The sequence below is a fragment of the Micromonospora sp. NPDC050187 genome, assembly GCF_044459745.1.
Lineage (GTDB): Bacteria > Actinomycetota > Actinomycetes > Mycobacteriales > Micromonosporaceae > Micromonospora.
Genome location: NZ_JBITJH010000010.1, coordinates 188,117 through 199,663, shown reverse-complemented (window position 1 = coordinate 199,663; position 11,547 = coordinate 188,117). Strand labels below are relative to the sequence as shown.

8 protein-coding genes are annotated in these 11,547 nt (G+C 73.1%); 5 read left to right on the top strand and 3 right to left on the bottom strand.

Annotation, left to right across the window (positions count from 1 at the left end; translation table 11 throughout):
• The first annotated feature begins 1 nt into the window (after position 1).
• From ACIBJE_RS18055 to ACIBJE_RS18045, 3 genes are read left to right on the top strand one after another with little or no spacing between them, the layout of a single operon-like run.
• A complete protein-coding gene (locus tag ACIBJE_RS18055) occupies positions 2 to 1,516 on the top strand; it encodes an AMP-binding protein (protein ID WP_396749622.1) in 1,515 nt (504 codons plus the stop codon).
• A 26-nt stretch (positions 1,517 to 1,542) separates the two neighbouring features.
• Positions 1,543 to 4,731 carry an amino acid adenylation domain-containing protein gene (locus ACIBJE_RS18050; protein ID WP_396749619.1) on the top strand — a complete coding sequence of 1,063 codons (3,189 nt, stop codon included), beginning with the start codon at positions 1,543 to 1,545 and terminating at the stop codon, positions 4,729 to 4,731.
• Positions 4,731 to 5,003: an acyl carrier protein gene (locus ACIBJE_RS18045; RefSeq protein ID WP_396749616.1), complete on the top strand. Its 273-nt coding sequence runs from the start codon at positions 4,731 to 4,733 to the stop codon at positions 5,001 to 5,003. The genes ACIBJE_RS18050 and ACIBJE_RS18045 overlap by 1 nt, the downstream gene beginning before the upstream one ends.
• Before the next feature lie 96 nt (positions 5,004 to 5,099).
• On the opposite strand, the gene ACIBJE_RS18040 is transcribed toward ACIBJE_RS18045, so the two are convergent.
• Positions 5,100 to 6,731: an amidase gene (locus ACIBJE_RS18040; protein WP_396749614.1), complete on the bottom strand. Its 1,632-nt coding sequence runs from the start codon at positions 6,729 to 6,731 to the stop codon at positions 5,100 to 5,102.
• 311 nt (positions 6,732 to 7,042) lie between these two features.
• On the opposite strand from ACIBJE_RS18040, the gene ACIBJE_RS18035 reads away from it, so the two are divergent.
• The gene (locus tag ACIBJE_RS18035; protein WP_396749611.1) at positions 7,043 to 7,777 is read left to right on the top strand and encodes a YqjF family protein; all 735 of its coding nucleotides are present in this window, start codon (positions 7,043 to 7,045) and stop codon (positions 7,775 to 7,777) included.
• Between the two features lie 110 nt (positions 7,778 to 7,887).
• On the top strand, positions 7,888 to 8,202 hold the full coding sequence (locus ACIBJE_RS18030) for an amphi-Trp domain-containing protein (RefSeq protein WP_396749609.1): 315 nt from the start codon (positions 7,888 to 7,890) through the stop codon (positions 8,200 to 8,202).
• Between the two features lie 130 nt (positions 8,203 to 8,332).
• On the opposite strand, the gene ACIBJE_RS18025 is transcribed toward ACIBJE_RS18030, so the two are convergent.
• Together ACIBJE_RS18025 and ACIBJE_RS18020 are read right to left on the bottom strand one after the other, a co-directional pair.
• The gene (locus ACIBJE_RS18025) at positions 8,333 to 10,114 is read right to left on the bottom strand and encodes an extracellular solute-binding protein (protein ID WP_396749606.1); all 1,782 of its coding nucleotides are present in this window, start codon (positions 10,112 to 10,114) and stop codon (positions 8,333 to 8,335) included.
• A gap of 88 nt (positions 10,115 to 10,202) precedes the next feature.
• Positions 10,203 to 11,504 (bottom strand): protein kinase, encoded by a 1,302-nt coding sequence (locus tag ACIBJE_RS18020; RefSeq protein WP_396749604.1) that lies wholly within the window; start codon positions 11,502 to 11,504, stop codon positions 10,203 to 10,205.
• Positions 11,505 to 11,547 lie beyond the last annotated feature (43 nt).

The following is an 11,547-nucleotide window of genomic DNA, read 5'->3' as shown; positions in this document are numbered from 1 at the left end:
GGTGACCATCACGACGCCCGTCCGCCGGCCGACGCCGCCGGCCGCCCGGACCGTGCCCGAGTTGCTGAGCTGGCGCTGCGACGTGCACCCCGACCGGGTGGCGGTCGAGGTGCACGGGGTGGCCGCGTTGACCTTCGCCGAGTGGGAGTCCGGCGCGACCGCCGTGGCCCGGTCGTTGCTGCGCCGTGGGATCCGCCCCGGCGACCGGGTCGGGCTGGTCTTCGGCCCCCGCGACTGGACGGAGTACGCGGTGGCGTACTGCGGCGTGCTGCGGGCCGGTGCGGTGGCGGTGCCACTGTCGGACCGGCTCGCCGCCGGGCAGCTCGACCACGCGCTGACCCACTGCGCGGCGGGCGCGCTGGTGCACGGGGGCGACACCGCCGCACCGGCACCGGCCGGCGTGCCGGTGTGGACCGTGGCCGAGCTGCGCGCGGAGCGCGGCGACGAGGTGGAGCTGCCGACGGTCCGCCCGGCCGACCTGGCCCAGATCCTCTACACCTCGGGGACGACCGGCCGCCCCAAGGGGGTCGGGGCGAGTCACGCCAACCTGACCGTCGGCGCGCCGAGCCACCCCCGGCGGCTGGCACTGGCCCACTCCGGGCGGTTCCTGCACGCCTTCGCGATCGGCACGAACGCCGGGCAGACGATGCTGTTCAACGCGCTCACCGCCAAGCCGACCGCGCTCACCCTGCCCCGGTTCACCCCGCTGCGGTTCGCGCGGCTGATCGAGACGGCCGGCGTCGGGACCGTGTTCGTGGTGCCGTCGATCGCGATCGAACTGCTCGACTCCGGGGCGCTGCGGGACCGGGACCTGTCCGGCGTACACCTGGTCGGGTCGACCGCGGCGGCGCTGCCACCGCCGGTGGCGGCCCGGCTGGCGGCGGCCCTTCCGGCCGCCACGATCGTCAACTACTACACGTCCACCGAGGCGGCCCCGGCCCAGACCACGATGATCTACGACCCGGCTCGGCGCGACGCGGTGGGCCGCCCGGTCGGCGGGCAACTCATGATCGCCGACACGAACGGTGATCCGCTGCCGGTCGGGGCGACCGGGGACGTGTGGCTGCGCGCCCCGCATCCCCGGGCCTACTACCGGGACGACACGGCCAACCGGGCCACCTTCCGGGACGGGTGGGTGCGGATGGGCGACGTCGGCCGGCTGGACGCCGACGGCTACCTCTACCTCACCGACCGGCACCAGGACGTCATCAAGTCCGGCGCGTTCAAGATCTCCTCCCTGGAGGTCGAGGCGGCGCTGCACGAGCACCCCGGGGTCACCGGGGCGGCCGTGGTGGGCGTGCCGCACCCGGTGCTCGGTTCGGCGGTGGCCGCCGTGCTGGTGCCCCGGCCCGGCGCGGACCCGGACGAGCTGTCCCTGGCCGCGCTGCGCGGTTTCCTCGCCGACCGGCTCGCCGACTACCAGCTGCCGTCACGGGTGCTGCTGGTCGACGAACTGCCGCGCAACGAGGGCGGCAAGGTCCTCAAGCGCCACCTGACCAGCCGGTTCGAAAACTGACCACCCGAAGAACGTTGGGAGAGCACGTGGGTACCGCCGAGGCGACATACGCGCAGCACGCCGTCTGGTTCACCGAGCAGGCCGGGGTGGCCGGTACGGCGTACCACATGGCGCTCGGCGTCCGGTTCGGCGCCGAACTGGACCGGCCGGCGCTGGTCGAGGCGTGTGCGGTGGTGACCGCGCGGCATCCGGTCCTGACCACCCGGATCCTCGCCAATGACGACGGCACGCCCCGCCTCGTCCCGGCCGACGGGCGGCCGGCGGTGACCTTCGGCGAGCTGACCGACGACCGGATCGCCGAGGAGATCGGCCGCCGCTACGACCCGGCCACCGGACCGCTGTCCCGGTTCACCCTGCTGACCGGGACGGACGGGACGCACCTGCTGCTGGTCACCGCGCACCACCTGGTCTTCGACGGGACGAGCAAGGACGTGCTGGTCCGGGACCTGGCCGCCGCCTACGACGCGGTGCGCAGCGGGACACAGGCCCACCTCGCGGCGCTGGACGACGGGTACCCCGGGCACGCGACCGCCGAGCGGGAGCGGGTCGACGCGGAACTGCCGGCCGCCCGGGCGTACTGGGAGCGGCACTGGTCCGGTCCGGGCGACGTGGTCCTACCCGGCCTGCGGCGGACGCCGACCGCCGCCGAGCCGGGTGCCACGGTCGAGATGGACCTGCCCGGCGAACTGGTCGAGGGCGTCGACCGGACCGCCCGGTCGCTCGGGGTGACCCGGTTCGAGCTGCTGCTCGCCGTGGTGCACGCGCTGCTCGCCCGGTACGGCAACCGGGGCGTACCGGTCGGGGTGGGGCTCTCCACCCGGACCGCCGCCCAGGCCGACCAGATCGGACTCTTCGTCAACGAACTGCCGGTCGGGGTCGCCCCGACCACCGGCGACGTCGCCGGGTACGTCCGGGAGGTCCGGGCCCGGGTCCGCGAGCTGTACCGGTTCCGGGGCGTGCCGCTGGCCCACGCGGTTCCCGGGCTTCGGCCGGCCCCGGCACTGACCCCGGTATCGGTCGGCTACCGGCGGCGCGGCGCGGAGCCGGAGTTCGCCGGCGTGTCGAGCAGCGTCGAGTGGACGCTGTTCGGCGGCGCAGCCCGCAACGCGCTGCACGTGCAGATCGTGGACGCCCCGACCGGGCTGACCGTGGGTTTGCAGTACAGTCCGGCGGCGATCGACGCCGACTCGGTGGGCCGCATCGGTGGGCACCTGCGCACCATGCTCGCCGCCGTGGTCGCCGATCCCGGGCAGCCGGTGGCCGGGCTGCCGCTGCTGCCCGCCGAGGAACGTGACCGGGTGCTGCGGTCCTGGAACGACACCGGGCGGGCGTACCCGCTCGACGCCACCGTGCCGGCGCTGGTCGCCGAGCGGGTCCGTACCGCCCCGGACGCGGTGGCCGTGGTCGACGGCGACCGGACGCTGACCTACGCCCAGCTCGACGCGGCCAGCGCCCGGCTGGCCGGACTGCTGCGCGACCGGGGCGTCGGCCCGGGCACCCTGGTCGCGGTCGCCCTGGACCGGTCCTGGCCGGCGGTGGTGACGCTGCTGGCCGTGCTCCGCCGCCGGGCGGCGTACCTGCCGGTGGATCCCGGTCACCCGGTGGCCCGGCAGGAGCTGGTCCTCGCCGACGCCGCCCCGGCCCTGGTGGTGACCAGCGCCGCCACGGCAGCCCGGCTCGACCCGGCCCGGCCGGTGCTGGTGCTCGACGGGGTCGACGGGGTCGACCTGGACGGCCCCGCCGGTGCCGACGACGTTCCGCCGGCCGACCCGCCGACCGCCGACGACCTGGCCTACGTGCTCTACACCTCCGGTTCGACCGGCCGTCCGAAGGGGGTCGCCGTCCGGCACGGCGCGCTGGCGAACCTGCTGCTGGCGGTGCGGGACACGCTGGACAGCCGGCCGGAGCACCGCTGGCTGCACCTGACCTCGCTGTCGTTCGACATCTCCGGGGTGGAGATCTTCCTGCCCCTGGTCACCGGTGGCCGGGTGGTGGTCGCCTCGGCGGTGAGCGCGCTCGACGGGGCCGGGGTGCTGCGGCTGGTCCGCGACGCCGGGGTGACCCACGTGCAGGCCACCCCGTCCGGGTGGCGGGTGCTGCTGGAGGCGGGACTCGGCGGGGCCCCGGACGCGGTGACGCCCGAGCCGCTGGTGGCGGTCACCGGTGGTGAGGCGCTGCCGGTGCCGCTGGCCCGGGACCTGCGGGCCCGGGTGGACCGGCTGGTCAACGGGTACGGCCCGACCGAGGCGACGATCTACGCCACGATGGCCGACATCCCGGCCGGTCCGGACGAAGTGACCATCGGCCGGCCGCTGCCCAACACCCGCGCCTACCTGCTCGACGACGACCTGCGGCCGGTGCCGGTGGGGCTGCCCGGTGAGTTGTGCCTCGCCGGCGCCGGGCTGGCCGCCGGTTACCTGGGCCGCGACGACCTGACCGCCGAGCGGTTCGCGGCCGTGTCCCTCGGGTCGGACGAGTCGGCCCACCGGCCCGCCGACCCGGCCGGTGTCGTCCCCGACCGGGCAGGTGCCGACGTCGACGGTCCGGTCGGGGCGACCGGGGACGTCGAGCGGATCTACCGCACCGGGGACCGGTGCCGCTGGTTGCCGGACGGCCGGATCGCCTACCTGGGCCGGGCCGACGACCAGGTCAAGATCCGGGGGCACCGGGTCGAGCTGGGCGAGATCACCGCCCGGCTGCTGGAACACCCGACGGTCGCCGAGTCGGTGGTGCTGCTGCACGACCCGGTCGACGCCGACCCGCGCCTGGTGGCGTACCTGGTGCCCCGCCCGGAAGCCGACGCGCCGGATCCGGCCGACCTTCGCGGGCACCTGGCGCTCACCCTGCCCCCGGTGATGCTGCCGACGGACTGGGTGCTCCTGGACCGGTTGCCGATCGGGCCGAACGGCAAGGTCGACCGGGCGGCGCTGCCCGCGCCGTCCGCCCGCGTCACGGCGGTCGCCGCCGAGCCGGCGGTCGCCGCCGACCCGCTGGTCGAAGCGCTCCGGGAGATCTGGCAGGACGTGCTCAAGATCCCGGACATCGGCCCGCACGAGGACCTCTTCGACCTCGGCGGGCACTCGTTGACGATCACCCGGATCAGTGGCCGGATCGTGCAACGACTCGGCGTCGAGGTGCCGCTGGACGCGTTCTTCGACACCCCTACCATCGCGGAGATCGCCGAGATCATCCGGCAGTCCGGAGAGGAGTTCTGATGGGTGCCACCCCCGAGCTGCGACAGCGGGTCGCCGAGCTGGTCAGCGCGGCCACCGGCGGCGAGGTGTCCGTCGCCGACCTGATGGCCGGCGGCTCGATGGTCGCGTTGGGCCTCGACTCGCTGGGTCTCCTGCGTCTCGTCGACGCGATCGAGCTGGAGTACGGCGTGGAGGTCGACCTCCAGGCTCCGGGCCGGGGCCTGGACACGCTCGACGACCTGGTCGCACTGGTGGCCGAGGCGCGACCGGAGCAGAGCGCGGCCGTCCGGTAGGCGGAGTTGGCCACCAGGGCAAGGGTGCCTGCCTCGCGGCCGCGAGGCAGGCACCCTTTTCGGACGGACGACAGGCTGTGGCAGCGCGGTTCCTGACTACCGCGGGTAGCGGTGGTACCAGGGGTTGTACCTTTCGTAGGCAGCGGCGGCGGTGATGACCTCGTCGTCCCGCTTCATTCGACCGATGACCTGCAGACCGACCGGCAGATCCGGGCCCTGGAGGGGGTTCGGCGCGAAGCCGGCTGGCAGGCTCATCGCCGGATGACCGCTGAAGTTGACCGGATAGGTCAAGCACCAACCGATCTGCGGATCGACGGCGACACCGTTGATGACCGACGGGCCGAGGGTGTTGCCGTCGTGCGCGTTCGGGACGCCCACGACGGCAACCGTCGGCGTGACGATGTAGTCGTACGTCCCCAGGACGACGTTGAGCTTGTGCAGCACGTCGGCGCGCAGGAAGTCCAGGTGCCGGTACTCTTCGGCCAGGAGCCGCTCCGACCGGTCGAGCATGGCGGCGAACTCCGGGGTCAGCTGCTCCTTGTGCTCGCGCAGGTCCATCGGAATGCCGAACTCCAGGAACAGGTCCCGGGCGTGGCCGTACAGGCCGGCCTGCATGAGGACCCAGGTGTCGGCGAAGTGCTGGCTGGTCAGTGGCCGCCGGTTCCGGCCGCCCAGATCGGTGACCTGGATCTCGTCGAGCCCCAGCTTCACCTGGTCGACCCTTGCCCCGGCCTGCTCGAAGGCCTGGAGTGCCTGGCGGACGACACGCTGGACCGACGCCTCCACCGGGAACAGGTCCATGTCCGGTGAGTAGGCGATGCGCCTACCCGCAAGCGGACGCTTCCCGTCCACGCCCGCCCGGAACGCGCCGACGTAGTCCAGCAAACCGTCCATGCTCAACGGGTCGCCCTCGGAAGGACCGCTGATCGCCTGCATCAGCATGGCCACGTCCGCCACCGTCCGTGCCATGGGCCCGGGGGTGAAGAACGGCGCTGCGGCGATCGGCGGAGCATCCTGTGGCCAGCGGCCGACACTCGGCTTCAGTGCCGCGATGTTGCACATGGCCGCCGGGATACGAACGCTGCCGCCCGCGTCGGAGCCCTGGGTGAGGGCCGTCATGAAGGAGGCCACGGCCGCAGCCGCCCCGCCGCTGGAGCCACCGGCGTTGAACCGGGGGTCGAACGGGGTGCCCGTCGGGCCGTGGACCTTGTTGTCGGTGGTGCCCTTGTGGCCGAACTCGGGAGTGTTGGTCTTGCCCGGCACCACCACGCCCGCGTCGAGTGCGCGCTGGACGTACACCGCGGTGAAGGGCGGCACGAAACCCAGGTCCGCCATCGGCTTGGAGCCGAAGTCGTTGGGGACGCCCGCCAGGAAGTCGAACAGCGCCTTGACGCCGAAGGTCAGCCCCTCCAGCATCCGCGGCCGGCCCTGCCGGTACCGCTCGTCGGAACGCACCGCGGCCTCACGCGCCAACGCCTCCGTGACGTGCACGAAGGCGTTCAGTCGCGGGTTCACCAGCCGCAGCCGGCGCAGGTGCGCCTCGGTCAGATCCACCGCGGAGACGCGGTTCTGGCTGCGGCCGAGCAGCGCCAGCTGCTCGTAGGCAGGCAGGAACACCAGTTCGTCGGCCGCAGGTATCGCCTTTTTGACGTCGCCGTACTGGGCGAACCGCCGTAGCAGCCAGCTCCAGTTGTCGGACGGGGTGCCAGCGCTCGCCGGCTGGGACACCAATCCCGAACCGGCGACCGCAGCCGTCGAGCTTGCCAGCGCGATGACACGCCTACGGGTCAACCGCATGAAGGGGTCCTCTCTGGAAAAGCAAAAGAAGGTGAGGGTGGAGAAGGGTCTCGCTGCTGTCTACTCCGCCGTGAGAAGACTGTCCACGGTCGCCTCACCTGCTGGAATGTGCCCTGGGGCCCGGTGCGCCGAGCGGCGCGGGCCACCGATGCCGTCGGGTTGCGTCCGGCCACGGGGCGTCACGACGCAGGGTGACGAGGCCGCTGGCCGAAATGACGACGACCGCAGGGCACGATGGAGACGTGGACATCGAACCGATCGCCCCCGCGCCGGAACAGGCGTTCCGCCGGACCGTCCTGCGGCAGCGGTGGCAGGACGCCACCTTCCTGCACTGGGCGGTGGCGCCGGAGGTCGTCGCGCCGCTACTGCCCACCGGCACCCGACCGGACACCGTCGACGGGGTCACCTACGTCGGCCTGATCGCCTTCCGGATGGTCGGGGTGGGGCTCGGCCGGGGTCCGGGGGTGCCGTATCTCGGCAGCTTCTGGGAGACGAACGTCCGGCTCTACTCCGTCGACCGGACCGGCCGGCGCGCCGTGGTGTTCCTGTCCCTCGACGCGTCCCGGCTGGTCCCGGTGCTGGTCGGCCGGGTGTCCCTGCGACTGCCGTACCTGTGGTCGGCGATGCGGCTGGACCGCGACGGCGACCGCTACACGTACCGCTGCCGGCGGCGGTGGCCGGGACCGGCCGGCGCGACGAGCCGGATGACGGTCCGGGTGGGTGACCCGGTCGACGACCCGACCCCGCTGGAGCACTTCCTCACCGCCCGCTGGGCTCTGCACACGTCGGCGTACGGGCGCACCCTACGGCTGCCGAACTGGCATCCCCGTTGGCCGCTGCGCCGGGCGGAACTGCTGCACCTCGACGACGAGTTGGTCACCGCCGCCGGGCTCCCGGCACCCTCCGGACCACCGGTGAGCGTGCTCCACTCCCCCGGCGTACCGGCGGTGTTCGGCCCACCGGTCGCCGTCCGCTGACGGGTGCCGACGACCAGACGACCGGGGTCTCCCGCACCCGGGGGACGGGGCGGCCCGGTGGCCGGACGCCCCCTCGCCGTCCCTCCCCGGTGGAGTGGGAGCATGACGGCATGGACATCTACGAGGACGCCCGGACCGTGTCCCGGGCGGATCTGGCCGCCTGGCTGCGGCAGCTCGCGAGCCAACTGGAGACCGGGCAGGTCTTCTACGGCGCCGCGGGCACCATCGCCGTCGCCGACCAGGTGCGGTGCGAGTTGGAGATCGAGCAGGAGGACCAGGACGAGTTCTCCATCGAGATCGAGTTTTCCTGGGTGAACCCGAAGGCCGCCGCGACGACCGACGCCTCCGCTTCGGCGGACAGCGTCCGGAAGGCCGGGGCCGCCACGGAGGAACCCGAGTCGGCGGGAGGCGCGACCGGCGAGTAGCCCGGCAACGCCCCGCGGTGAACCGACACACCTGACCGCGAACCCACGGCGGCGCACCACCCTGGCCTGAGCGGATGCCCCAGGCCAGGGTGCAGCGCCCTCGTCGAGGGTCCGGTGAACCCGGCGACGGTCAGAAGCTGCTGACCAGCTTCACGAACGCCTCGTCGATCTTGGCCGGGTCGGTGGCGTCGAACGCCTTGCCGGACGACGCCTTGGCGATCCGGTCCAGGGTGCCGAAGTCGGAGTCCCGGTCGAAGGCGATGCAGAAGACCTTGACCGGGCGTTCCGGGTCCAGGGCGACGTCGGTGAGCAGTCGGGCCAGGTCGTTGTCCCGGTTGTACTCGTTCTTGCCGTCGGTCAGCACGACGACGGCGTTGATCCGCTCCGGGTCGTAGCGGTCGACCACGTGCTGGTGGGCGGCCCGGACCGTCGCGTAGAGCGCGGTGCTCCCCTCGACGTGCAGGCCGGCGATCCGGCTGTTGATCCGCTTCTGGTCGAAGTCGCCGAGCCGGACCTCCTCCCGGTACGGGCCCTCCGGCCGCTTCGACGTCTCCGAGGAGAACGACCAGAGCCCCACCCGGTCCTCCGAGTTGAGCAGCGCGAGCCCCTTGGCCGCCGCCGCCGAGGCGACCTGGAAGCGGGTACGGTCACCGACCGACGCCTCCATCGAGCCGGAGGTGTCCAGGGCGATCAGGATGTTGGCCTTCTTGCGCAGCGTGCTCCAGCCGTTCAGCATCGCCTCGACCACCGCCGGGTCCGGCGGCGCGAAGTAGGTCAGGCCACCGGTCGGCTCGGTGCCGACGCTGGCCAGCAACTCCTTCGGGGCCCGGCGTTCGTGGTCCCGGAAGCCGAGGCTGCCGAAGCTGTGCTGCTGGTCGCCCTCGGTCAGGAACTCGAGGAAGTCGGCCGCCGCCACCCGCTGCCGTTCGTCGGCGGTCGGCAGCACCACGAAGGGGTGGTCCAGGTTGAAGGTGCCCTCCTTCGGGTGGACGGCGACCAGCGGGACGTTCGGCCGGCGGCCCCGCGTCTCGCCGTCCTGCTTCGGGCTCAGCTCCCCCTCGTTGTAGAGGTGGACCAGTTCCTCCTGCATGACGATGGCGCTCATGTCGTCCGTGCTGGCGCCCCCGCCGGCCAGGTCGGCCTCGGCGAGGTCCCGTAGCAGGTCCACCACGTCGTCGCTGTAGTGCGACACGTTGGCCTCGATGCGCCGGACGAACTGCGTCACCGCCGGGTTCGTCAGGTCGGACCGGGTCAGGTCGCTGGACCGTTGCACGGCGGCGTAGTAGGTGGCGATGGTCGCCGCCAGTCCCGACGTGGAGAGGTTCGGGTTGTCCTTGCCGAAGGTGAACCGTCCCCACTCCGGCTTGCCGAAGTCGGCCCACCCCTGGCGTCCGGAGAGGCCGAGGACCTCCCCCCAGCCCACCGGCCCGCGCTGACGGATCAGCTCGCCCTTGGGCTTGGGCATCGCGATCACCAGTGGGCTGTTCGCGATCGACGGGTAGTTGTCCGGGGTCTGTGGTGCCCGGCCGGCGGCCTGGTCGAGCAACCGGAGCTGACCGGTCCACAGGCTCGACGTCGGCAGCCAGACCTGCGGGACCGGCAGGTTGGTGCCGCTCCAGCCGGCGGCCAGCGCCTCGGTGGCCTTGCCCGAGGTCAGTCCGCTGACGTGCACCTGGGCGCAGCCACCGCCGTCGAGCGACCGGTCGCTGGTGTTGTACCGCTCGGCCAACTCGCCCAGCAGCGCCGACTTCTCGGTGGAGGAGTTGACCTCCAGCCTGACGGTGCAGTCGCGGGACCGCTTGGTGTCCGTCTCCTGCTGCCGGACGAGCACGAACGCCCCGGTGATGACCACCAACCCGGCGGTGACGGCGGCGGTGTACGGCAACCACTGTCGAGTGTGGGTTGGGGCCATGGGAACGTCCTCCTCGGCGGCCGGATGATGGCAGTCAACCTACCGCTTCGGTGCCACCCGGATGAGGCCGGAGCCCGCGCCCCTTCCGTCAGGGACGGTCGGACCGGCCGCCGAGTGCCGCCGCGAGCAGCATCCGGACCAGGTAGACCACGACGAAGGTGGCCGTCCCGGCCGCCACGGCCGTGGCGGCCACGCTCGACGCGACGTAACCGGTGGCGCCGCCGACCGCGCCGAGGAAGATCGCGGTCGAGATGCCCCAGGCGTCGCCGGCCTCCCGGCGCAGCCGCCGCCCCCAGTCGCCACCCGCCGAGGCGGGCGGCGGGGCGGACCTACCCGGTGCCGGTGCGGTGGGCCGGTCGGACGACGCGGACGTACCGGGTGCCGGGGCCGTGCCCCGGTCGGGAGACGCCGGCCGGGCCTGCGCCACCGGCCGGGCCGGCGTGGGCGGCGGGTTCGGTTCGGTGCGGGGCAACGGCAGCGGCTGGTTCGGCGTCGGCGCGCCGGCGGTCTCGTTGCCCACCTGGAGCACGGTCTCCCGGCGGAGCGGGGCGGTGACCCTGGCGTCCTGCCCGAGCAACCGCATCAGCACCTGCTCGGCCTCCGGCCGGTCTCCCGGTTCCTTGGCCAGGCACTGGTGGATCAACTCGTCGAGCCCCGGCGGGAGCGGCGGCAGGTCGGGCGGATCGTTCAGCACCCGGTGCATCACCGCGAAGAGCGAGTCGTTGCCGAACGGCGGTCGCCCACCGGCGGCGTAGGCGATGGTGCCGGCCCAGGCGAAGATGTCGCAGGCCGGGCCGACCGGGTCGTTGCGGAAGCGTTCCGGGGCCATGTAGGCGGTGGTCCCCATCACCCGGCTGGTCACCGTCTCGGTGACGCCGAGGGCGCGGGCGATGCCGAAGTCGATCACCCGGGGGCCGTCCGGACCGAGCACCACGTTGTCCGGCTTCAGGTCACAGTGCACGACGTCGGAGCGGTGGATCGCGGCGAGCGCGGTGGCGGTGCCGATGGCGAGCCGGTGCAGCGCGTTGCCGGCGACCGGGCCGTGCTCGCGGACGTGCCGGTGGAGGGTGGGACCCTGGATGAACTCGCTGACCACGTAGGGCTGTTCACCGTCCACGTCGGCGAAGAGCACCTGCGCGGTGCAGAAGGGGGCGACCCGGCGTGCCGCCGCGATCTCCTTCATGAACTGTGACCGGATCCGGAGGTCACTCAGATCGGTGTTGATCATCTTGATCGCCACCCGGTGGCCCTCGTCGTCCTCGCCGAGGTAGACCACGCCCTGGCCGCCCGCGCCCAGCCGGCCGAGCAGCCGGTAGGGACCGGCGGTGACCGGATCATGCGTCCACAGCGGTGCCAGCCCCGGCACCGGCGCGCCGGCCACTCCTGTCATCGGCGACTCCATCACCGTCGTTTTCCGCCACCCGGCGGCGGAG

Bases quoted from the DNA above. Each gene is read 5' to 3' on its own strand.
- ACIBJE_RS18045 (WP_396749616.1), top strand. From the start codon at position 4,731: ATGGGTGCCACCCCCGAGCTGCGACAGCGGGTCGCCGAGCTGGTCAGC.
- ACIBJE_RS18030 (WP_396749609.1), top strand. From the start codon at position 7,888: ATGGACATCTACGAGGACGCCCGGACCGTGTCCCGGGCGGATCTGGCC.
- ACIBJE_RS18020 (WP_396749604.1), bottom strand. From the start codon at position 11,504: ATGACAGGAGTGGCCGGCGCGCCGGTGCCGGGGCTGGCACCGCTGTGG.
- ACIBJE_RS18025 (WP_396749606.1), bottom strand. From the start codon at position 10,114: ATGGCCCCAACCCACACTCGACAGTGGTTGCCGTACACCGCCGCCGTC.